The sequence below is a fragment of the Steroidobacter flavus genome (assembly GCF_042651805.1).
GTDB classification, from domain to species: Bacteria; Pseudomonadota; Gammaproteobacteria; order Steroidobacterales; family Steroidobacteraceae; genus Steroidobacter; species Steroidobacter flavus.
Window position 1 is genome coordinate 423672 of sequence record NZ_JBHSDU010000015.1, and the last position, 21307, is coordinate 444978.

A 21307-nucleotide genomic window follows, 5' to 3' on the forward strand; every position below is an offset into this window, starting at 1 on the left:
CGGGAGGAAGTCGAGTTGCAGCTCGACTCCCGGTCACTGCTTGGGCTGACTGCTCTCTTCAGCCGGCATTGACTTCACCGATTCACCTTTGTCGTCTTTGGGCGGTGTGGGCTTCTGTTGTACCGCGACCTGTCCGACAACGAACGGAATGGAGAAGCTGCGATTCAAACCGGAGCCGGCAATCTGCGTGTTCACCGACACGGAGATATAGAACACCCCGGTGCGATCCGGCAGCACCGAAATCTTGTGCCGATACGGCTTGCCCGCTTCCACCGACGTGAACGTGGCGGTCAACGGACCGGCGAGCGTGATGCCTGCCATGCCGCTGAGCGTCGCTTCCATCGAATCGACGCCGGCGCTCGGAATGAACGCGACATCCAGCTCGGTCGGCACGCCGATCGTCGGCTTACCGCTGAACTCATAACGAATATTTACGGCTGCGCCCGGTTTGCCATCGCCCACCGCTCTGGCGAAGGTGGCGGTCTCATCCTTTGGCGTGGCTACAACCGGCTTGACGGGCGCCGTCGTGGCGGCTGCCGCCGCTTCCGGCTCGGGCTCGGAATTGCAGCCGGCCAGTAAAGCCAAGCTGGCCATCGAAATACACGCGAGCAAACGCTGCGGTGAAAGCTTCATCCGGATCATGCCTCTATTATGGCGCACTCTAAGGTCCACTTCCGTCAGGTCGCTTGGGCTCACGGACCCGTGATGCTCAAGGTCATGCAACGCGGCGGCTGGTTGACGCCGGCGGTGTCGTAATCGAACACATCGATGATGTACGTTCCCGCGTCCAGCTGCCGTTGATCCAGCGTTTCCACGCCACCGCCAGTGACATCGCCGACCAGCACGGCGTTACCTTGCCGGATCACATAAATTTCCGGATCGGTGGCCGCCACCGTGCCGCCGCCAGCCACCGCTCCCTGGGCGGTGATGGTCACCAATCTCCTCGCATCGTTCACGAAGCGAAAGAACCGATGATTGCCGAGTTTGTTCGGAATGACTTCCTCGCCTTGATCCTTGCTGCCCGCCGTCGAGTTGCTGCAGACGCCCGCTACGGGCATGTTGCGGACGATGTCCCGGTAAATCGGCAGTACTGTCGGGTCACTACCGTCATTGCTCTCGGTCGAGCCGAACTCGTCGGCGTTGGCGATATCGTGCTGGCTCAACAGACCGTTGATGGCACTCGCCGTCACCCCGCCCTGCGCACGCAGCGCCTTGGCGAACGAGAAGATGCTGGTCAACGCATCGGTCGCGGTGACCTGCGTGTCGGTCATCGCTCCGTAGATCTCCGTGAAGCCGAGCGACACGTTGTCGCTCGGTTCCGCAGCGTTCGCACTATCGAACACGTCCCAGAGAAATTCGCCAACTGAGGCTTCCGAAAACCAGCCCTGCACGTTGCTCGCATCGCCGGTTTCGAGATTGAAACCGAAATCCTGACTGATGCCGCTGTGGGAATCGCGATACTGCGGATCGTTCAACGCCATCGACCCGAACGCATTACCCCAGCCTTCGCCGAACGCAACGCGCAGATCGAGCAAATCGCCGAGGCCGTGCTGGCCACCAATGGAATCGGAGCGGCTGAAACGATCCTCGAAGAAGTGACCGAACTCGTGCGCAATCACGTGCGAATCGTATTCATCGGTATCGGTCTGATAGTCGCCCAGAATATAGATGCCGTCGGGCAGCGCGGCGCCATTGGTGGTGCATTGATCCCGCTGGCCGACCGCATAGAACGAGGTGCCGATGTTGCCCTGGTCCGGGCAAAACGTCGTGGAGGGCCGGTTGTCCTCGCTCCAATACAAATTCAGCTCCGGAATTTGTGCCGTCGATGCCGCGCTCAGAATGAGCTGTTTGGCATCGTACACGGTATCGAGAATCGCAAACGGCGCGGCTCGGCGGCCGGCGTTGTAGCCGCTGCCATTCCAATCTGACGGCGCTTTCAAATCCTTATTCGTGACATTGGCTGTACCGCTGTTGAAACTCACGGTATCCAACACGTAAACCGCGTCAGCATCCGTATTGTCGCGAACGGCGAAGTTCCACGTCGGCGCGCTACCCGTCTTTTGCATCTGTGCTCGTGCACGAATGATCATGTTCGTGCTCGCAGCCACCGTCAGGGTGTACTCGCCATTGGCATTGGTTGTCGTCGATGTCGTTGAACCACCGTACACGGCCTGCACGACCACTTCGCGAGCGGGCGATTCGATTGGATTGGCGGCATTGAGACCGGCGCCTGTCGTGGGTTGGAAATCGAACCGATCGAACGTGACTCTGCCGCTGACCGTGACGGTGGCGCCGTTGTTGCCGCCATTGTTCCCGCCGTTTTGCCCCCCGGTGTTATTACCGCCCCCGAGCCCGCCGCCCCCGCCGCCGCAAGCGGCAAGCACGGCGAACCCGGCCACGGTGGCGAACAAGCGGGCGAGACGGGAGAATTCCTGCGGCATTTGTTCAGTACTCGAACGCCCCTCGTGGGCGGATGTTTGCAATGCTGGTGAACGATTCAGCGCCGGCCTATCAGCGCGGGACGCTATCACAGCGTCAGAACAGCAAAAAGTCGATGCGTTCGCATTCCCGATTGACGCGACCGCGCATCTGTGACGTGACGCGACATTCAGCATCCGTTCAGCGCAAATCGAGCGGGCCTTCGGCAATCGCGCCCAACTGCTCACGCAACGACAACACCTGATTCTCCCAGTAACGCGGCTCCACGAACCAGGGGAACGCGGCGGGAAACGCCGGATCGGACCAGCGCCGCGCGAGCCAGGCGGAATAATGAATCATGCGCAACGTGCGCAGGCTCTCCACCAGGATCAGCTCGCGATAATCGAAATCGGAAAACTGCGAATAGCCCTCGAGCAGCTGCGCCAGCTGCTCGCCCATGTCATTGCGGTTTCCGGACAGCAGCATCCACAAATCCTGGATCGCAGGCCCCGTCACGCAATCGTCCAGATCCACGAAGTGCGGGCCCTCGTCGGTCCACAGCACGTTACCGCGATGACAATCGCCGTGCAGCCGCAGCTCCGTCATGCCACGCGCGCTCTCGAATGTTTCATTCACCGCATCGAGCAGATCGTTGGTCAAGGAGTCGTACGCCGCTTCCAGATGCGAGGGGATCCAGCCGTTGTTCAGCAGGAACTCACGGGACTGTTCGCCCATACGCTCGAGATCGATGCGCTCGCGATGACGAAAGCGCTGACGGCGCCCCACCATATGAATGCGTCCGAGGAAACGCCCCATCCATTCGCGCTCGGTCGCCGAGCCGAGCTCGGGCCATCGGCCACCGCGACGTTCGAACACCGCGAAGCGAAAGCCCTCGTACTCGAACAACGTGCGTCCATCGCGCACCAGCGGCGGCACGACCGGCACTTCCGCCGCAGCCAGCTCCAACGCGAAGCCATGCTCCTCATGAATCGCGGCATCGGACCAGCGGCCCGGCCGATAAAACTTCACGATCAGCGGCGCGCCCTGCTCGATGCCGACCTGATAGACACGATTCTCGTAACTATTCAGTGCCAGAATGCGGCGGTCGGAATCGCGACCGAGCGATTCCACGGCGGCAATGATCACGTCGGGCGTCAATCGGTCGTACGGGTGCGGATCGGGTCTGGGCATGTAACACAGGGCATGGCTCGAGGCTGCCAATGGTGACCGCACGGTGCGACCCGCGTCCATCGCAGAATGTGTCGACCTTGTCTGGTACAAGCGACGCCTACTCCTCGAATGGCAGCTGCTAGAATCACCTTAACGTTCTTTTCAACGGATCAGCATTCACCTATGACCATCCTCGTTACCGGCGGCGCCGGCTACATCGGCAGTCACGTGGTTCGGCAGCTCGGCGAACGTCAGGAAAAGGTGGTCGTGCTCGACAACCTCTCCACCGGTTTCCGCTCGGCGGTGTTGCATGGTGAGCTGGTGGTCGGCGACACCGGCGATCGCGAGCTCGTCAGCCGCCTCCTGCGCGAGCATCGCATCGAGACCGTGATGCACTTCGCCGCCAACACCATCGTGCCGGAGTCGGTGTCGAATCCGCTCAAGTACTACAGCAACAACACCTGCTCGACGCGCAACCTGCTGCAAGGCTGCCAGGACGCGGGCGTCAAACATTTCGTGTTCTCTTCGACCGCCGCGGTGTACGGCATTCCGGCCGGCGGCCTCGCCTCTGAAGACAGCCCGACCCAGCCGATCAATCCCTACGGCACCTCGAAGCTGATGAGCGAATGGATGTTGCGCGACCTGGCCGCAGCCACGCCGCTGCGCTACGTGGCCCTGCGTTATTTCAATGTCGCCGGCTGCGATCCGGGCGGGCGCATCGGTCAGTCGACCCTCAAGGCCACGCTGCTCACCAAAGTGGCGGCCGAAACGGCGGTCGGCAAACGGCCGCATATTTCGATTTTCGGCACCGACTATCCGACGGCCGACGGCACCGGCGTGCGCGACTACATCCACGTCGAAGATCTGGCGAGTGCGCATCTGAAGGCGCTCGATTACCTGCGCGCGAACGGTGCGTCTGTGACCCTCAATTGTGGTTATGGGCATGGGTACAGCGTCCGCGAACTGATCTCGACGATGGATCGCATCACCGGCCAGCCGCTCAAGACCCTCGAGGAACCGCGTCGGGCCGGCGACCCGCCGTCGCTGATCGCCAAGGCGCAACGGGTCCGCGAATTGCTGGGCTGGGTTCCGCAGCACGACGACCTCGAGGCCATCGTGCGCTCGCAGCTGGCCTGGGAGCGCCGCCTGCAACAGGAACCCGGCTTGCAGAAGAACTAACGGCACGGGCTGACGATCCTGGGGCGATGGCTGAAGCCGGCATGAGACCGGCCCTGTAATCGCCCCTGAGATCGGCCCGGCAATGACAAGGATCCGTCGCCCTTTGGCTGCACATCCCGCGCAATGCGGTACTTACGAGCGCTAGAATCCGCCACCATGCGTCTGCCTCGCCCCAGCTCCCTGAACAGCCTGATGCTGACCGGTTTCGCGCTGGTTTCCATCCCGCTGCTGCTGGGGGTGGTCATTGCCGCGACCAAAGTCCGGAACCTGTCGGAGGAAAGCGCGACGCTGGTCCGTAGCGGCGTGCAGACCACCCACTACACCCAGCAGCTGTTCCAGCAGATCGCGCCCATCGAGCGCAGCGCCAAGCTGTACCAGGTGTTGAACGATCCGGGGTTGCTCGAGGTTTACGGCGATAGCCGCGAACGGCTGCTGGCGACTCTGTCGAGCATTGAAACGACGGCGGCCGACCAGGAGCATGCGGTCCAGCTGCGAGCGATCCGCAGCTCGCTCCGGCGTATCGACGCGGCCCTGCTCTCGCCGATACCGCCGGCGCCGGAAGTGATCCGCGATGCGGTGGATGCCATTCAGCCCATGTGGCAGGCGGCATTCGCGCTGTCGGCGGCAACCGGCGAACAGGTCGAGACCGGATTGTCACGGCTGCAGCAGTCGACCTCGGATACGCAGAAATATCTGTTCTGGCAGTCGGCGGTGCTGATCCTGCTGACCGCGATGCTGGTGGGCGTGTTTACGTTCCTGCTGATGCGCCCGATCCGGCAGATCGATATCGCGATCAGCCAGCTCGGCAAGGGCACGTTCTCCAAGTCGATCGCGGTGCGCGGCCCGGTGGACCTGGTGAACCTCGGCCGGCAGCTGGAATGGCTGCGGGTGCGTTTGTTGGAGTTGGCGCAGGAGCGCAATCGATTCCTGCGACATATGTCGCATGAGCTGAAGACGCCGCTTGCCAGTATTCGCGAAGGCACGGAACTGCTGATGGACGGCGCGGTCGGTGAACTGGACAGCGCGCAACGGGAGGTCACCACCATCCTGCGCGACAACGGCATCAAGCTGCAGCAGTTGATCGAGAACCTGCTGGAGTTCAGTGCCTGGCAGGCGCGGCATGCGGGCCTGGAGATTTCCGAGTTCCGGCTGCGGCCGCTGATCAAGGCGGCGCTGGAGACGCATCAGCTGACACTGCTCGCGCAGCGGGTGCATCTGGATCTGAAAGTACAAGATATCGAGCTGCACGCGGACCGCGCCAAGCTCAAGCTGATTCTGGATAACTTGCTGTCGAACGCGCTCAAATACAGCCCGAGGGGCGGGACCATCTTCATTCATGCCAAAGCGGACAAGGATCAACTGGTGCTCGACGTTGCCGATACCGGTCCCGGCATCTCCAAGGAGGAGCGGTCCGCGATTTTCGATGCGTTCTATTCGGGCAGCGCGCCGGTCTCCGGCCATCTCAAAGGCACCGGCATCGGCCTGTCGGTGGTCTCGGAATTCGTGCAGGCCCATGGCGGCTCGATCGAGATTCTCGACGGTCTGTTTCCTGGCGCCCATTTCCGCGTCCGGCTGCCGCTGGCACCTGCGCTCGAAGGCGAGCCGGCATAGCGGCGCATGATGAAACTCACTCATAGCATCGGATTGCTGTCCGTGTGTGCCGCCGCGCTGCTGTTGCAGGGCTGCGAGCTCACCGAACAGTTTCGTCGGCAGTCGCAGGCGAATGCCTCGGCGTCGAGCGCCCCGACCGCCCCCGCCCCGATGAGCGGCAATACGCCCGCTTATTTAGACATCATGAATAGCTTGAGCACGCCGGATCCGGCGCGCCAGGCGGATTTGTTTTATGAGGTCGAGCGCGAATACACCCGCGCGCCGACCACGGCCAGCACCCTGAGATATGCCGTTGCCCTGGTCACGCCCGGCCATCCCGCAAGTAGTCCCTCGGAGGGCAAACGTTTGCTGGAAACGCTGCTGGCCACCCCGGAGCGACTCACTCAGGATGAGCGCACGCTTGCCTCGGTCTTGCTGCATGAAACAGATGTTAGATTGAAACTCGAGGCGGAAAATCGTCGTTTGCTTGCGACACTCGACGACCGTAGCCGGTCGCAGGCAAACTCGGACAAGCGCATTCAGGCGCAGATCGAAGAGAACGCACGTTTGCGCCGTGCCCTCGCCGAAGCCCAGCAGAAGCTGGACGCGATCAAAGAAATCGAGAGGTCTATCATTGAACGCAGTCCCACGCCCCCTGGCAATCGCGATGCCACCCCAAGTGAAACGCAAGGCCCGCCTGCTAGTCGTTGATGACGATCCGGGGCTGCTTCGGCTGCTCACGATTCGTCTCCGCGCCGAGAACTACGAAGTCGACGCGGTGGAAAGCGCCGCCGCGGCGCTCGCAGCGTTGGCTCGGGTCCGCCCGGATCTGGTGATCACCGATCTGCGGATGGATCAAATGGACGGCATCGGGTTGCTCAAAGAAATCCAGAGCCGCGCACCCGGTCTGCGAGTCATCATCCTCACCGCCCACGGCACGATCCCCGATGCGGTGCAGGCGACCCAGAGCGGCGCGTTCGCCTTCCTCACCAAGCCGGTCGATAAGCAGGAACTGCTCGACCAAGTGCAGAAAGCCCTCAAGGTCTCCGGCTTCGCCGATACGACTGAAGACTGGCGCAGCGAGCTCATCACTCGTAGCGCCGTGATGGAAGAGCGCATGGCGCAGGCTCACATGGTGGCCGGCACCGACGCGCGCGTCATGATCACGGGCGAGAGCGGCACCGGCAAAGAGTTGCTGGCTCGTGCCATCCATAAGGCGAGCCCCCGCCGCAACCGCCCGTTCGTTGCCATCAACTGCAGCGCCATGGCGGAGAACCTGCTCGAGAGCGAACTGTTCGGTCACGTGAAAGGTGCCTTCACCGGCGCCATTCGTGAGCATCGCGGTTTGTTTCAAGCGGCCGACGGCGGCACCCTGCTGCTCGATGAGATCGGCGACATGCCGATGCGTCTGCAAGTGAAGCTGCTGCGCGTCCTGCAGGAAAACCAGGTGCGCCCGGTGGGCAGCACCGAAGCAACCACGGTCAACGTTCGTATCATCTCGGCGACTCACCGCGATCTGAAACAACTGATCATGGGCGGTCACTTCCGCGAGGATCTGTACTACCGCCTGAACGTCGTGCACATCGAAATGCCGTCGCTCGCGAAGCGTCGCGAAGACGTGCCGCTGCTGGTATCGCACTTCCTCGAGAAGGTCGCGCAGGAAACCGGCGAGCAACGTCACATCTACGCGCCGGAAGCGGTGGAGCTGCTGGTCAGCGCCGATTGGCCGGGCAACGTGCGGCAGCTGGAAAACGTCGTTCGTCAGAACGTCGCGCTCGCCACCAGCCCGATCATCAGCGCGGAGCTGGTGCAGGCCGCGCTGGGCGGCGGACCGACTCGCCTGCCCTCGTTCGATGAGGCGCGTGACGAGTTCACCCGCAACTATCTGTCACAGATCCTGCAGATCACGGGCGGCAACGTGAGTCAGGCCGCGCGCCTGGCGAAACGTAATCGCACCGACTTCTACAAGCTGCTCGCGCGTCACCAGCTGACGCCGGAAGACTTCAAGCAGCGCTAAGCCTCGATCAGGGGCTGCCTTCGGGCGGCCCCTCACTCCGCCGGCGCCACGGATATCAGCGCTCCCTTCGGGCCGTCCGTGAGCACATACAACAACCCATCCGGCCCGGTTCTCACATCCCGAATACGCTGATCGAGCTGCTCGAGCAGACGTTCTTTGTGGACGATCTTGTCGCCGTCCAATTGCAGCCGCTCGACCATCCCATACAGCCCACCGGCAAACACCTGCCCGCGCCATTTCGGAAACCGATTGCCCGTATAAAAGGTGAGCCCGCTGGTCCCGATCGACGGCACCCAGTAATACACCGGTGGCTCGATGCCCGCGCGCTCCTGGCCGACGCCGATCTTGTCGCCGTTATAAGCAATGCCATAGGTCACGAGCGGCCACCCGTAGTTCGCCCCTCGCTGCACCCGATTCAACTCATCGCCGCCCTTCGGGCCATGTTCCGTGATCCACAGCTCGCCCGTATCCGGATGTAACGCCGCTCCCTGCACGTTGCGATGACCGTACGACCAGATCTCCGGCTGTGCCCCGGGCACCAAAAGAAACGGATTGTCCGGCGCGGCGCCGCCTTCCGGTTTCAAATGCACGATCTTCCCAAAGTGAGTTTCCAAATCCTGCGCGCGGACTGCGAAGTACTTCAGCTGCCGCTCGCCCAATGTCACAAACAGCGAGCCGTCGCGAGCAAACACCAGCCGCGATCCGAAGTGACCGCTGCTATCGACTGCCGGCGTCTGGCGAAAAATCACATTGAGATCGGTCAAGCCCTGTGGCCCGAGCTTCGCCCTCGCCACCGACGTGCCGTTGCCGCCCTCGCGCGGCTCCGAATACGAAAAATAGATCCAGCGGGAGGTCGCGAAGTCCGGCGCGAGCGCCACATCGAGCAGCCCGCCCTGCCCGACCGCGGCCACCTTGGGCACGCCCTGTAACGGTGCCGAAACATTTCCTTTCGCATCGACGATGCGCAGGCGGCCCGGCCGTTCCGTGACCAGAAACTTCCCGTCCGGGAGAAACGCCACGCTCCACGGATGCTCGAGCCCGGCGGCGACAGTCGTCACACGCAGCTTATGTAATTCGGAATCCAACACCCGTTCGTTGTCAGCACACGCGACGCCGGCCGCCAATACGAACATCAGGACGATTCCCGTCCGGCTAACGAAGCTTTTAAGCTGTGTCACGATCGCTGGCATAGAATTCCCGTACGCCCACTAACTCAAGAAAACGAATTATGGCGTCAATCCTCGGCGCAATGCTGGTCCCTTCGGGACTCGCGTACCTCCTGTTCGCACTGGGTCTGGTCGCCGCGTTCAAGGAGCAGTGGCGCAAGCTCTCCTGGGCGCTGCTGGCCATCTCGGGCGCCATCACCACCATCTTCTCGACCGGCAGTGTCGCAACCGCGCTGCTCAGCCCGCTCGAATATGAGTATCCGGCGGTGCACGACACCCGCACGCATCGAGACATCAAGCACATCGTCGTGCTGACCGGCTACGCCGCCGACGATCCCGCGATGCCGCTGACGGGGCGCATGCATTGGGCATCGGCGTTCCGGGTGATGATGGCCTTGCAACTGCAACGGGGCGGCTGCGAAACCTGCGACGTGATCGTCTCCGGCTCACCGACCACCGCCAGAATCATGGGCGAGTCCTTGATCGCACTAGGCTTGCCGAAGGAGCGCCTGATTCTCGAAACCGCCTCGCCCACGACCGCCGACAGCGCCGAGCATCTGGCGCCGATGCTGAAGGACCCGTTCTTTCTGGTCACCTCGGCCGGACACCTCCGCCGCTCGCTCGCGGTGCTGCATAAGCAAGGCTTGCAACCTATTCCCGTGCCCACCGACTACCAGGGCCCGAAGGACTGGCGCAACGCCGAGGAGCGACCCTCGCCACAATCGCTGGTGACCTCGGACCTGGCCATGCACGAGTACATCGGCCTGCTGTGGTATCGGTTGAAAGGCGCAATCTAGCTTCGTGATAATCGGTGGTCCGCTCACCTCAGGGAAGCCCATGCTCGCCGCCGTGCCTCGACCTCGCGCCCTGTTCGGCGCGCTGCTCTGTCTGTTCTTTTCACTCGTGTCCTCCGCTCAAGCGCCTATGAATGCGACTGCCTCCGCCAACAAGCACCTGGTCATCATTGGCGCGTCCTACGCGGCGGAATGGGAGAACCCGAAGCTGCCGGGCTACACAGTGACCAACAAAGGCATCGGCGGCCAGGAAAGCTCCGACCTGCTGGCCCGCTTCGATCGCGATGTGATCGCGTTGAAGCCCGACACGGTCATGATCTGGGGTCACTACAACGACGTGGTGCGAGCGAAGCCCGAGAACATGGCCGCCGCAAAGAAGAAGGCACAGGACAACTATCGATCCATGGTCGAACAGGCACGCGCCGCCGGCATCGTGCCCATCCTGGTGACGGAGCTGACCATTCCCATTCCGGACACGATCAAAGAAAAGCTGATGGGCCTGGTCGCAAGCGTGCTCGGCAAGAACGACTATCGCACCCAGAAGAACACCGAGATCAAGGCGCTGAATGTCTGGTTGCGCGACTACGCGAAGGCGCAAAAGATTCAGCTGGTGGATCTGGAAACCGCACTCGACTCGGGCAACGGCACGCGTAAGGTCGAATACACGCGCTCGGATAACAGCCACGTCAGCCCCGCGGGCTACGAGGCCATCACCAAATACGTGGTCGCTCAGCTGGGCTGAAGTCGATCGTACGTCGCAGTGCGCGAGTACGTTGGGTATGAGTATATGGGGCTGCACGGATAGCAGCTGAAAAGGTGCACTCTATCTCCGCGAGGCCGCCTTCGCCGCTTCAGGGGAATCCCATGTATCACTTGCCGGCCCGGATTCATCGACTCCGAGCTCTGTGTAGCGCACTGACGTATGTGCTGCTGGCACTCGCCTGCCCGGCCCGGGCCTCCGTCAACGCGAGTGCTTTCTTCCAAAAGAATCTGGTCATCGTCGGCGCCTCCTATGCCGAGGAATGGCACACCCCGCTGCTGCCGGGCTATACCGTGATCAACAATGCGATCTGCGGCCAGATCACCTCGGACATACGCGCCCACTTCGAGCGCGACGTGATCGAGCTGAAACCCGACCTGGTGCTGATCTGGGGTCACAACAACGACGTGATCCGCTCCACAGCGGAGAACATGGCGCTCACCGAACAGAAAGCGGAAGAGAACTTTCAGGCGATGGTCGAGCAGGCCCGCGCCGCCGGCATCACTCCCATCCTGGTCACGGAAGTCACGCTGCCGATCCCGGACACGATCACGGAAAAGCTGATGGCCGTCGCCGGCCGCCTGCTCGGCAAGACCGATTACCGTGTGCAGAAAAACACGGCGATCAAAGCGCTGAATGCCTGGCTGCGCGACTATGCCCAGGCACAGAACATCAAGCTGCTGGATCTGGAAAAAGCGCTGGCCTCAGGCAACGGCACGCGCAAAGCCGAATACGCGCGCCAGGATCACAGTCACATCACTCCGGCGGGCTACGAAGCGATCACTCAGTACGTCGTTGCTCAGATGACCTGAGCGCTCGCCCTGAGGCGAGTCGCAAGCTCCCGGCTCGCTTGCTCCAGCTGATCGAGCACGCGCTGCGCATGCGCGTCGTCCAGCTCATAGGGATCGGCGATTTCAATGTCGCCGGGGCCGAACGCGCCCAGCCACACCAGCTTGGAATGATCCGCGCCCAGATCGTCCAGCAAGCCCCAGTTGTGCCGATCCATCAACACCACGATGTCGGCCCACTGCAAATCTTCAGTCGTCACCCTGGACGAGCGATGACTCGACAGGTCGATGTTTCTGGCGCGGCTCATGATCACGTGCCGCTCGGGCGATTGCCGGCCGGCAACCCGATGGAAGCCGGAGCTGCGCACTTCGATCTCGGGCGATAGCGCTTGCCTCAAGCTGACCCCAGCGAACGGCGAGCGATAAATGTTTCCGTAGCACACGACCAGCACGCGCTTGATGCCGCCTTTCTTGATGCGAGCAAGCGAAGCATCGCGCGCAGCGGCCATCGCACGCTTGGCGCGCACGCGACGACGCAGGGCGTTGTAGAGTCGAACGATCATCAGTGGGCACCCAGCATTGCGGCCAACGCGCCCCGATCGCACTTGCCATTGGCATTGCGCGGCAGCTGCGACATGACATGCACTTCCGCCGGCACCATATACGCCGGCAGCTGCATTCGACAATGCTGACGAATTCGTTCCGACATATCGGCCGGCGCATCCGCCGCCACCACGGCCGCCACGACCACGCGTTGTCCGAGGTTGTCATCGGGCAAGCCCACGACCGCGGACTCCACGATCTTCGGCAGCTCGGCAATCACCTCTTCGATCTCGCTGGGGCTGATGCGATAGCCCGAGCTCTTGATCAGATTGTCGCGACGACCGATGAAATAAATAAACCCGGCCGCATCGGTCTTCACCAGATCGCCCGACCACACCGCGGTTTCATCACGCGTGAGCTGTGACAACCGTTTCGGCAACGGCCTGAAGCGCTGCTGAGTCAGTTGCACATCGTTCCAGTAGCCGAGCGTGACGAGCGATCCCCGATGCACCAGTTCCCCCACTTCGCCCGGCGCGCATTCGTTGCCGTCGGCATCGAGCACCAGAATCTCCTGGCCCGGGATTGCTTTACCGATCGAGCCCAGATGCTGTTCGAGCTGCGAAGGCTCGAGATACGTCGAGCGGAACGCCTCGGTGAGACCATACATGCAGAAGATCTGCGTATTCGGCAGTCGAGCCTGCAGGTTCTTGATCACACTCACCGGCAACGCCCCGCCGGAGTTGGTGATATAGCGCAGCGACTTCACGACCGCTTCCGGCCACTCCGCCGCGGCCAGATGCATCCACATCGTCGGCACGCCGGCGAGCGCGGTGATGCGTTCGGAAACCATGTCCTGAAGTAATGCCGCGGGCAAAGAAAAATTGGTGAGAACCGCACACGCACCGACGGCGAACGCGGTCGTAACCTGGCTCAATCCATAGTCGAAGCTCAACGGCAACGCGACCAGGACGCGATCCGAAGACGTGTTCTTGAGATAGCCCGACACCGTGAGCGCGCCGGAGACCAGATTGCGATGGGAAACCACCACGCCCTTGGGCCGGCCGGTGCTGCCTGAGGTGTATAGCAAAGCGGCCGGATCGTTCTCGATGGCCGGGCTCTGCACCCGGACATCGTCGGTAATCAGTCGGTCGTATCTGAGACCGGCGGAGGCCTCCTGAGCGGCGTCACACCACACCACGGTCGAGATCGACGGACAGCGCGGGATCGAGTCCTCGACCAGCACAGCGGCGGTCTGAGACGCGATCAACGCGGTGGCACCGGCATCGTTCAATACATATTCGAGCTGCCGCGCCTTGAGCAGGGGATTGACCGGAACGAAGATGGCCCCCAGGCGGCTGCAAGCCAGCGCCGTCTCGATCACGACCGCGCGGTTCTGGAGATAAACGGCGACCCGATCGCCCCGCCCCACGCCCTGTGAGCGCAAGGCTGCGGCCAGCGAATGCGAACGGCGCTGCAAGTCGGCGTAGGTGATGGTATTGCCACGGCTGCGCAGAGCTTCGTTGTTCGGGAAGCGCTCGGCGGAGACGTCAAACAGATCGTGCAGCAGATTCATCGGATCGGCGACGGTGCCCTCTTTGGAGGATTCTACTTCGCGATGAGCCCGGGCCGCTCGGTATGTTTTGCCAATTTTCCGCAGTATTGGCCCGGCTAGAACTGGAAGTAGATGAACACCTGCTGAGTCAACGGCGGGAACACGACCACCATGGCGATGAAGTAGCCATACAGGGCCACTCGCTGCCAGACCGGCCGGGACAGCGCCAGAAGCATCTCGTTACGCCGGTACGCAAACCATTCGTACACCAGCAACGGCGCCGCGAAGAACAACAGCAGGCTACCCGCGTAGAGTGCAAAATCCGTGACCGCAAATCCGTGACCCAGCGCTCCAATCAAGCCAAAGGCCTGCGACAGGGATTCGGCCCGGAAGAAAATCCAGCCGATACACACGAAATGGAACATCGCCACCGCCTGCAGGACCGAGATCGCGGGGTGCGCGGCCGGCTTCTCGAAGCTGTCGGTGCCCGCCACTCGATAGGCGATGAGCAGCAACCCGTGCCAGGCGCCCCAGGCAATGAAGGTCCAGTTCGCCCCGTGCCATAGCCCTCCGAGCAGCATGGTCAGCATCAGGTTGATGTGAGTGCGGGTCGGGCCATGGCGGTTGCCACCCAGCGGGATGTAGAGATAGTCGCGCAGCCACTGCGACAGGCTGATGTGCCAGCGTTGCCAGAACTCGCTCGGGCTGCGCGAGAAATACGGCATGCGGAAGTTATAAGACAGGTCGATGCCGAGCCACTTCGAGACGCCCTGCGCGATCGAGGAGTACCCCGAGAAGTCGCCGTAGATCTGAAACGCGAACGCGTACACGCCGATCAGCATTTCGGTCGCGGTGAGATCCGCGGCCGGCATGTCGAACACCCGGTTGGCGATCGGCGCGAGGTTGTCGGCGATGAACACCTTTTTCGCGAGGCCGATCAGGATGTGATACAGCCCTTCGGCGAAATCGCCCTGGCTCAGCCGCCGCTCTTTCTGGATCTGCGGCAACAAATGCACGGCGCGCTCGATCGGCCCGGCCACCAGCGGCGGAAAGTACGCGACGTACGTGGCGAACTCCGGCAGGTTGCGGGCCGGCTGAGCCTTACCCCGATAGATATCGATGGTGTAGGCCATGCTCTGGAAGGTGTAGAACGAGATGCCCACCGGCAGCACGATGTGCAAGACCGGCAGATGCGGCTCGAAGCCCAGGCTGGTCAGCAGCGCGGCCATTTCGTGGACGAAGAAGCCGAAATATTTGAAGAAGCCGAGGAACGTGAGATTCACCACCACCGACGTGGTGATCAGCCACTTGCGCTTGCGGGCATCGTCGACCCGCACCAGCAGATAGCCGACGTAGTAGTCGACGATGGTCGAGAACGCGAGCAGCCCCAGATAGCGCCAGTCCCAGAAGCCGTAGAAGACATAGCCTGCGACCAGCAACAAATAGTTCTGGCCGCGATGGGGCAAGCGCCAGTACAGCGCCAGCACCAAGGCGAAGAACGCCCAGAAAGTAAAACTATTGAAAATCATGTCGCGCTCGCCAGCTCAGCGTGCAGGTCCGCTGCGAGCACTTTGCTCAGGATCTGCTGGCCGGCGTGATTCAGGTGCATCTCATCGAGATAATGCGAGCTGTCCAGGCCCGCGACCTTGCGCAGGTCGATTACGCTCAATCCCCTGCTGGTCTCCAGCTCGCGCAGGGCCGGATCGATCTCGTAGTCCGATTGCACCGGCATCGCGACCACGATCACCTGAGTGCCCTTGCTCTTCAGCCGATCGACCAGTTCGGCAAACGTTCGATAGGTGTGAACGACCTCCGGCGCGCCCGCTTCGTGAGGAGCGTCGCCCGGTTGCGCGCCGACGCCGGCGCGGGCCGCGTTGCCGGCCTGGGTGAAGGTCTCGTAGCTCGGCACGACGAGCTGGAAAAAACGATTACGCAGCGTGTCCCGTAGCGCATACGTTCGCAGGACCGCGGCGGCCACGAATTCGCCGATGTCGCTGCCGGTCTCGAGCCCGATGGTCCGCGGATTCGCCAGGTCGCTCATCCGGCAATACAGGCCGCCGAGCCGCGACGGGTCGTGGCGCGCCTGATCGCTCAACAGGTGCCAGGCGAAGCCGATCACGACGGTGTCGAACTGCACTTCGCGCCGCTCGATCACTTGATGATCCAGCAGGCACTGCCAGTCCCACAGCCCGGTCCCATCCGGCGTTACCTTGGCGACACTCACATTCGGCAGCCGACCGCCGACGACCGACGCCGAGACCCCGTTGTGGGTCAGCGAATTCCCGAGCAGCAGCAACGAGTGGCGTTGCGGCTTGCCGGCCGCCTCGATGATCTCGGGGATCGCGGCGATGTGGGCCAGGTTGCCGGACAGCCGCGATTCCATCAGCCTCAGACCGATGTCCACTAGCGCGATCGCTGCGAGCAGGGCAAAAACCACCCGCGTTTCAGTAGCGCGCAGGAGCGCACCCAATCTGCTGGTCATGAAAAAACTCTGCGGTCCTCTAGTGCTGGCTAAAGAATCCGGGCGCGACTGCGCACCGCCGCGGTTCGACTCCAGGAATGGAGCATTGGTTCACACGGCAGCCCGCCCAACCCGTTATGATTGCCGGCCATTCCGTAACAGCCGTTTTGCCGTGGCGCTCACAGACTCTACGTCATGAATTCTGCGCGACCGAGCCTTTCCGCCACAAGTGATCAGAAGTCGCAAAGCACCGACGCTGCCGGGCGCCGCCGCGTGCTGATGGTCAATTCCACGCTGCATATCGGCGGTGCCGAGCAGGTGGCGGCGAACTTGACCAAACACATGGACCGGCGTCAGTTCGACGTGACCGCCTGTTACCTCAAGGAAAACGGCATCGTCGGCAAACAGATGCTGGAGGCGGGCGTGGATCTGATCCCCATCCCCGGCTATCGCGGCAAGAAGGACTATTTCACGGCCCTGAAGCTGCGCAGGTTGGTCAAGCAACGACGCATTCAACTGCTTCACAGCCACGATATCCACGGCTTGATGGACGCGGCCTTCTGTCGCCTCACCGTGCCGGGCCTGCGTCACGTTCATACCTTTCATTTCGGCAATTACCCGCACATCTCGCCGCGTTATGCCCGCATCGAGCGGCTGCTGTGGCGAGTGCCGGATGCCCTGATCGCCGTGGGTCACGAGCAGGCGGCCACCATTCGCAAGCTGCACGACATTCCCGCCGAGCGCATGCAGGTCATCTGGAACGGCACCGATGTGCCCTCCCCCGATCTCGCCCCGGAAGTCGTGGCCCAACTGCCTCGCGATGGCACCCCGGTCATCGGCAGCATCAGCACGCTGATTCCGCAGAAGGGCCTGCCAGACCTGCTGCAAGCGGCGGCGTTGCTTCGACAACGGAACAAGCGCTTTCTGATGATCCTCGCCGGCGAAGGCAAGCTGCGTCGGGAACTCGAAGCGCAGGCCCTGAGCCTCGGCTTGCAGGATCATGTGCGCTTTCTGGGCTGGGTTAGCGCGGCCTCGCGACGAGCGCTACCCGCGTGCGACATTTTCGTGCAGTCCTCGCACTGGGAAGCGATGTCGGTGGTGGTGCTCGAAGCGATGGCGGGCGCGAAGCCGATGGTCATCACCTCGGTCGGCGAGAACGCGCGAGTAGTCATCAACGAGCAAAGCGGTCTGGTCGTCCCTGCCCGCGCACCTCAAGCCCTCGCCGACGGCTTGTGTCGTCTGCTGGACGACGTGGACCTGCGGCATCGACTCGGCGCGGCGGCTCAACAACGATTTGGCGAACTGTTCACAGTGCAACAGATGGTTCACAACTACGAGCACTTGTATGCGCAGCTGATTCAAGGCGCCGGCACAGTGACCGCGGCGGAGCGAGCGGCATGACGGGTCAACCTCAACAAGTGTTGCCTCGGACGCTCGCGATCAGCTGGGAACAACATCGTCGCACGCGCGAGCTGTGCGCGTGGCTCGGCCTGCCTCTGCATGAAGTCACATTCACCGCGTCCCGGCTGAAGCGTTACGCCAAGCTCGCGAAACAAACATTGAGCCTGTTGTCACAGCACCGGCCCAAGGTGCTGTATGTCCAGAATCCGTCGCTGATGCTGTCGCTGCTGGTGCTGGCGGCGCGGCCGTTCCTGGGCCGTTACAAAGTCATCATGGACGCGCACAACGAAGCTGTCGCGCCATTCACACATGCTTACTGGCCCGTGACCTCGCTGACCCGACATGCGCTGCGCTCGGCGGATGTCACCATCGTCACCAATGCCGCCCTGGCGGATCAGGTGCGCGATGTCGGCGGCACGCCTCACGTACTGCCCGACCGATTGCCCACCCCACCCTTCGCTCCCACCGCACCGCTGAAGCTCGACGGGCCGCTGCGTGTCATGGTGGTTGCAACATATGCTGCCGATGAGCCGATCGCGGAAATCATCGAGGCCGCGCGGATGCTCGGCGATCAATATCAACTCAGCATCACCGGTCGCGAAACCAAGCTCCCCGCCGAACAGCGCGCACGCCTGCCTGCCAACGTCCGGCAAACCGGCTTTCTTTCCGAAGAAGCGTATTGGGAGCTGATGCGCGACAGTCACATCGTGCTGGATCTCACGCTCAAGCCCAACTGCCTGGTGTGCGGCGCCTATGAATCGCTGGCGCTGCTGCGGCCTATGGTGCTGACCGGCAATCCCGCGACTGTGGATCTATTCGGCAAGGTCGCGGTATTTCCCAAAGAGCACGACGCCGCCAGCATTGCCGAATGTTTGCAACGCTCACGAGCCGAGCTGGGCCAGCTCAACGACAGCGTGCTCAGCGAGCAGCCGCGCTTCGAACAGCGCTGGCTGGAGCACGGCCGCCGCTTGCGCGACAAGATCTCGAGCTGGATCTAGAACGTTACTGCTGCAAGGCCACTTGCAGCTGACCCGCCAGCGCCGCCGTGAAGCGCAGCCGGCCGTTTGAATTCAGGTGATATTGATCGGGCTCGAAATCATCCGGCGCGAGCTCCTGATCGGTCAGCGGCGTCAGAATTGGCACGCCCAGCTCCCGGCCGAGCTGCTGTAGCGCTGGCGTGTCCTCCGCGGTCAATGGCGGCATCAACACCACAATCAGCTTCGCATCGGCGGCGTCCGCGATGGCACGCATGGCCTTCAGGCGCCGTTTTCCTATGGTGAGAATGTCGTCCAGGGACGGCGTCGGACTGCCGAGGCCGTGAGTGATCAATTTCATCAGGTCGGGCATCGAGGGCAACAACCGACCGAGCACGTTCTTACGAATCTCCTTGCGCAGGGCCCACAACGCGCTGGTATTCGCGACGAGTAAATCGGCGGTCTTGCTCGGCGTCATATCGAGTGCGCGGGCGACCTCAAAGGTGTCACGCGTTCGCATCAGATAGTACGCAAACAATTCCGTGCGCACGGCCGACGTGATGAGATGGCGCGGCTCGAAACACACGACGAATGCACTGGGCCGCGAGCCGTCGGCCGTCAAGCGCTTCATGCCGAAGTACCAGTCGTAGTAGGTGGTCTGCTCCATGCCGAAGCGCACGCCGCGCCAGCCCGGCTCGAGCGGCCCGTTGAGCTGAGCGACATCCACGCCGGCGATCAACAAGGAATTGCCGACGATCAGCATCTCCTTGGGCGCATGCTTGGTCACCGCCATGGCGCGGGCAGCATTCGCTTCGAGCCGGATTCTGCTCAGGGTGTTACTCATCTTCGGCACGAACAGCCGCGCGCCGAACTCGGCCGTCACGCACAGCGCAAGCACGCACACGAGCAACACTTTGGTGGCCCGGAGCAGATCCGCTCGCGTGTTCCCCGCGGCGGACTCAGAACTGGAAGTAGATGAATGCATTAGCGGAGCTGCCTGCGAATATCAGCGTCGCCACCATCAGCGACATAGCCACCGCCGCGCGTCTCATCGCGGGCAGTCCCTCAAATACATACTCTTCACCGCGCCGCTCGTTCAGCAGATCGAGCAGAAACATCGGCAGCGAGAAGGCGATCAGGAGAATGAAGGCCGTGCCGTACTCCGGGATCCACACGAGATTGCCGATACCGGACAACATATGGAATGCCGCATCGATGGACGTGGCCCGGAAGAACACCCAGCTCAGGCACACCAGATGGAAGATGAAGATCCGGCTCATCCATACCGACAGGAAACTGGATGAAGGTTGATTCGCGCTGTCTGTCGCTTCCAGACCGAACATGCGCCGGACGAAGCGCTCCACCGCCAGCCCCGCGCCATGGATGCCACCCCAAACGACAAACGTCCAGTTCGCGCCGTGCCACAGACCGCCGAGCAGCATGGTGGTCATGAGATTGCGATAGGTCTTGAGCTCGCCGTGCCGATTCCCGCCGAGCGAAATGTATAGATAGTCTCGCAGCCAGGTACTCAGACTGATATGCCAGCGGCGCCAGAAGTCCTGCAGGCTGGTGGCGAGGTACGGCTGCCTGAAGTTCACCATGAAGTGGAAGCCCATGAGTTGCGCCGAGCCGCGGGCAATATCGCTATAGCCGCTGAAGTCTCCGTAGATCTGCCACGCGAACGCATAGGTGCCAATCGCGAGCACCGCGAGATTCGGCTCTCCCAGTTTGCCGTTGAACGCGGCGTCCGCGAGCAACGCGCAGTTGTCGGCGATCACGACCTTTCTGAACAAGCCCAGCGCGATCAACTGCAGGCCGCCGTAGAAGCGATCGATATCGAACACTCGCGCGGCCTGCACTTGCGGCAGCAGATGCGACGGACGTTGGATAGGTCCCGCAATCAGATGCGGGAACAAGCTGATGAACAGCGCGTAGTCGACCAGCGAGTCCGCCGGCTTGAGCCGCCGCTGATAGACATCGACGATGTAGGCCACCGCCTGGAAGGTATAAAACGAAATGCCCGGCGGCAGCAGAATCTGCAACGCGGTGTCCGACACCGGAATATTGAGCGTCGCCAGCAGCGACGCGAACGAGTCGATGAAGAAGTTGCAGTATTTGAAGAAGCCGAGGAAGCCGAGATTCAAACCCACCGACACGATCAATGCCGTGCGGCGCTTGATGGGATTGTCAGATCGATCGATGAGGTGCGCGCAACAGTAGTCGACCAGCGTGGAGATCAGGATGAGGCTGAGAAAACGCCAGTCCCACCAGCCATAGAAGAGGTAGCTGGCGCAAAGCAACAAAACATTCTGGCCACTTCGCCGCAGTCGCCAATAGCCAATGACGACGATGGTCAGAAAAACAAAATAGACCGGCGTATCGAATAGCATTTGGCCGCCTGCTTGAGTCGCTGACGTCGCAGGGGAGATTCAAGACGCGGGACTTGAATCGCGAAATCGAGCGCGGGCTAGGCTGCGCCTAAAGCACTTCTACG

19 protein-coding genes are annotated in these 21307 nt (G+C 62.1%); 9 read left to right on the plus strand and 10 right to left on the minus strand.

Annotation, left to right across the window (positions count from 1 at the left end):
* Positions 1-33 precede the first annotated feature (33 nt).
* From ACFPN2_RS29640 to ACFPN2_RS29650, 3 genes are all read right to left on the minus strand, one after another.
* Positions 34-594 carry a hypothetical protein gene (locus ACFPN2_RS29640; protein ID WP_380603451.1) on the minus strand — a complete coding sequence of 187 codons (561 nt, stop codon included), beginning with the start codon at positions 592-594 and terminating at the stop codon, positions 34-36.
* A 98-nt stretch (positions 595-692) separates the two neighbouring features.
* On the minus strand, positions 693-2441 hold the full coding sequence (locus tag ACFPN2_RS29645; protein WP_380603453.1) for a hypothetical protein: 1749 nt from the start codon (positions 2439-2441) through the stop codon (positions 693-695).
* 178 nt (positions 2442-2619) lie between these two features.
* Positions 2620-3609, minus strand: coding sequence for a serine/threonine protein kinase (locus tag ACFPN2_RS29650; RefSeq protein ID WP_380603455.1), 990 nt, complete (start codon positions 3607-3609; stop codon positions 2620-2622).
* 162 nt (positions 3610-3771) lie between these two features.
* Here ACFPN2_RS29650 and galE point away from each other — a divergent pair, with 162 nt between their 5' ends.
* The 4 genes from galE to ACFPN2_RS29670 all read left to right on the plus strand — a co-directional run bounded on the left by galE (position 3772) and on the right by ACFPN2_RS29670 (position 8374).
* Positions 3772-4767 (plus strand): UDP-glucose 4-epimerase GalE, encoded by a 996-nt coding sequence (gene galE, locus ACFPN2_RS29655; protein WP_380603457.1) that lies wholly within the window; start codon positions 3772-3774, stop codon positions 4765-4767.
* A gap of 156 nt (positions 4768-4923) precedes the next feature.
* The gene (locus ACFPN2_RS29660) at positions 4924-6378 is read left to right on the plus strand and encodes a sensor histidine kinase (protein ID WP_380603459.1); all 1455 of its coding nucleotides are present in this window, start codon (positions 4924-4926) and stop codon (positions 6376-6378) included.
* A gap of 6 nt (positions 6379-6384) precedes the next feature.
* A complete protein-coding gene (locus tag ACFPN2_RS29665; RefSeq protein WP_380603461.1) occupies positions 6385-7068 on the plus strand; it encodes a hypothetical protein in 684 nt (227 codons plus the stop codon).
* A complete protein-coding gene (locus ACFPN2_RS29670; protein ID WP_246038910.1) occupies positions 7037-8374 on the plus strand; it encodes a sigma 54-interacting transcriptional regulator in 1338 nt (445 codons plus the stop codon). The genes ACFPN2_RS29665 and ACFPN2_RS29670 overlap by 32 nt, the downstream gene beginning before the upstream one ends.
* Before the next feature lie 32 nt (positions 8375-8406).
* On the opposite strand, the gene ACFPN2_RS29675 is transcribed toward ACFPN2_RS29670, so the two are convergent.
* Positions 8407-9507, minus strand: coding sequence for a PQQ-dependent sugar dehydrogenase (locus ACFPN2_RS29675; protein ID WP_380603464.1), 1101 nt, complete (start codon positions 9505-9507; stop codon positions 8407-8409).
* A gap of 95 nt (positions 9508-9602) precedes the next feature.
* Here ACFPN2_RS29675 and ACFPN2_RS29680 point away from each other — a divergent pair, with 95 nt between their 5' ends.
* The 3 genes from ACFPN2_RS29680 (at position 9603) to ACFPN2_RS29690 (ending at position 11906) form a co-directional block, all read left to right on the plus strand.
* A complete protein-coding gene (locus ACFPN2_RS29680) occupies positions 9603-10337 on the plus strand; it encodes a YdcF family protein (RefSeq protein ID WP_380603466.1) in 735 nt (244 codons plus the stop codon).
* A gap of 40 nt (positions 10338-10377) precedes the next feature.
* Positions 10378-11076: a GDSL-type esterase/lipase family protein gene (locus tag ACFPN2_RS29685; protein ID WP_380603468.1), complete on the plus strand. Its 699-nt coding sequence runs from the start codon at positions 10378-10380 to the stop codon at positions 11074-11076.
* 122 nt (positions 11077-11198) lie between these two features.
* Positions 11199-11906: a GDSL-type esterase/lipase family protein gene (locus tag ACFPN2_RS29690; RefSeq protein ID WP_380603470.1), complete on the plus strand. Its 708-nt coding sequence runs from the start codon at positions 11199-11201 to the stop codon at positions 11904-11906.
* Here the strand turns inward: ACFPN2_RS29690 and ACFPN2_RS29695 are convergent.
* From ACFPN2_RS29695 to ACFPN2_RS29710, 4 genes are all read right to left on the minus strand, one after another.
* Positions 11894-12445, minus strand: coding sequence for an arsenate-mycothiol transferase ArsC (locus ACFPN2_RS29695; protein ID WP_380603472.1), 552 nt, complete (start codon positions 12443-12445; stop codon positions 11894-11896). The genes ACFPN2_RS29690 and ACFPN2_RS29695 overlap by 13 nt on opposite strands.
* Positions 12445-13998 (minus strand): acyl-CoA ligase (AMP-forming), exosortase A system-associated, encoded by a 1554-nt coding sequence (locus ACFPN2_RS29700; protein WP_380603474.1) that lies wholly within the window; start codon positions 13996-13998, stop codon positions 12445-12447. Before ACFPN2_RS29700 ends, ACFPN2_RS29695 begins: the two co-directional genes overlap by 1 nt.
* Positions 13999-14093: 95 nt before the next feature.
* Positions 14094-15506 carry an MBOAT family O-acyltransferase gene (locus tag ACFPN2_RS29705; RefSeq protein WP_380603476.1) on the minus strand — a complete coding sequence of 471 codons (1413 nt, stop codon included), beginning with the start codon at positions 15504-15506 and terminating at the stop codon, positions 14094-14096.
* A complete protein-coding gene (locus ACFPN2_RS29710) occupies positions 15503-16459 on the minus strand; it encodes an SGNH/GDSL hydrolase family protein (protein WP_380603477.1) in 957 nt (318 codons plus the stop codon). Before ACFPN2_RS29710 ends, ACFPN2_RS29705 begins: the two co-directional genes overlap by 4 nt.
* Before the next feature lie 258 nt (positions 16460-16717).
* Here ACFPN2_RS29710 and ACFPN2_RS29715 point away from each other — a divergent pair, with 258 nt between their 5' ends.
* Both ACFPN2_RS29715 and ACFPN2_RS29720 read left to right on the plus strand, forming a co-directional pair.
* The gene (locus ACFPN2_RS29715; RefSeq protein ID WP_380606686.1) at positions 16718-17839 is read left to right on the plus strand and encodes a glycosyltransferase; all 1122 of its coding nucleotides are present in this window, start codon (positions 16718-16720) and stop codon (positions 17837-17839) included.
* The gene (locus tag ACFPN2_RS29720) at positions 17836-18837 is read left to right on the plus strand and encodes a glycosyltransferase (protein WP_380603479.1); all 1002 of its coding nucleotides are present in this window, start codon (positions 17836-17838) and stop codon (positions 18835-18837) included. Before ACFPN2_RS29715 ends, ACFPN2_RS29720 begins: the two co-directional genes overlap by 4 nt.
* A gap of 4 nt (positions 18838-18841) precedes the next feature.
* Here ACFPN2_RS29720 and ACFPN2_RS29725 read toward each other — a convergent pair whose 3' ends face one another.
* Together ACFPN2_RS29725 and ACFPN2_RS29730 are read right to left on the minus strand one after the other, a co-directional pair.
* Positions 18842-19798: a hypothetical protein gene (locus ACFPN2_RS29725; RefSeq protein WP_380603481.1), complete on the minus strand. Its 957-nt coding sequence runs from the start codon at positions 19796-19798 to the stop codon at positions 18842-18844.
* Positions 19773-21203: an MBOAT family O-acyltransferase gene (locus ACFPN2_RS29730; protein WP_380603483.1), complete on the minus strand. Its 1431-nt coding sequence runs from the start codon at positions 21201-21203 to the stop codon at positions 19773-19775. Before ACFPN2_RS29730 ends, ACFPN2_RS29725 begins: the two co-directional genes overlap by 26 nt.
* Between the last annotated feature and the right edge of the window lie 104 nt (positions 21204-21307).

Excerpts from the sequence above, each read along its gene's own strand:
- ACFPN2_RS29640 (WP_380603451.1), bottom strand. The coding sequence starts at position 594 with ATGGCCAGCTTGGCTTTACTGGCCGGCTGCAATTCCGAGCCCGAGCCG.
- ACFPN2_RS29645 (WP_380603453.1), bottom strand. The coding sequence starts at position 2,441 with ATGCCGCAGGAATTCTCCCGTCTCGCCCGCTTGTTCGCCACCGTGGCC.
- ACFPN2_RS29650 (WP_380603455.1), bottom strand. The coding sequence starts at position 3,609 with ATGCCCAGACCCGATCCGCACCCGTACGACCGATTGACGCCCGACGTG.
- galE (WP_380603457.1), top strand. The coding sequence starts at position 3,772 with ATGACCATCCTCGTTACCGGCGGCGCCGGCTACATCGGCAGTCACGTG.
- ACFPN2_RS29660 (WP_380603459.1), top strand. The coding sequence starts at position 4,924 with ATGCGTCTGCCTCGCCCCAGCTCCCTGAACAGCCTGATGCTGACCGGT.
- ACFPN2_RS29665 (WP_380603461.1), top strand. The coding sequence starts at position 6,385 with ATGATGAAACTCACTCATAGCATCGGATTGCTGTCCGTGTGTGCCGCC.
- ACFPN2_RS29675 (WP_380603464.1), bottom strand. The coding sequence starts at position 9,507 with ATGTTCGTATTGGCGGCCGGCGTCGCGTGTGCTGACAACGAACGGGTG.
- ACFPN2_RS29680 (WP_380603466.1), top strand. The coding sequence starts at position 9,603 with ATGGCGTCAATCCTCGGCGCAATGCTGGTCCCTTCGGGACTCGCGTAC.
- ACFPN2_RS29685 (WP_380603468.1), top strand. The coding sequence starts at position 10,378 with ATGCTCGCCGCCGTGCCTCGACCTCGCGCCCTGTTCGGCGCGCTGCTC.
- ACFPN2_RS29690 (WP_380603470.1), top strand. The coding sequence starts at position 11,199 with ATGTATCACTTGCCGGCCCGGATTCATCGACTCCGAGCTCTGTGTAGC.
- ACFPN2_RS29695 (WP_380603472.1), bottom strand. The coding sequence starts at position 12,445 with ATGATCGTTCGACTCTACAACGCCCTGCGTCGTCGCGTGCGCGCCAAG.
- ACFPN2_RS29700 (WP_380603474.1), bottom strand. The coding sequence starts at position 13,998 with ATGAATCTGCTGCACGATCTGTTTGACGTCTCCGCCGAGCGCTTCCCG.
- ACFPN2_RS29705 (WP_380603476.1), bottom strand. The coding sequence starts at position 15,506 with ATGATTTTCAATAGTTTTACTTTCTGGGCGTTCTTCGCCTTGGTGCTG.
- ACFPN2_RS29710 (WP_380603477.1), bottom strand. The coding sequence starts at position 16,459 with ATGACCAGCAGATTGGGTGCGCTCCTGCGCGCTACTGAAACGCGGGTG.
- ACFPN2_RS29715 (WP_380606686.1), top strand. The coding sequence starts at position 16,718 with ATGGTCAATTCCACGCTGCATATCGGCGGTGCCGAGCAGGTGGCGGCG.
- ACFPN2_RS29720 (WP_380603479.1), top strand. The coding sequence starts at position 17,836 with ATGACGGGTCAACCTCAACAAGTGTTGCCTCGGACGCTCGCGATCAGC.
- ACFPN2_RS29725 (WP_380603481.1), bottom strand. The coding sequence starts at position 19,798 with ATGCATTCATCTACTTCCAGTTCTGAGTCCGCCGCGGGGAACACGCGA.
- ACFPN2_RS29730 (WP_380603483.1), bottom strand. The coding sequence starts at position 21,203 with ATGCTATTCGATACGCCGGTCTATTTTGTTTTTCTGACCATCGTCGTC.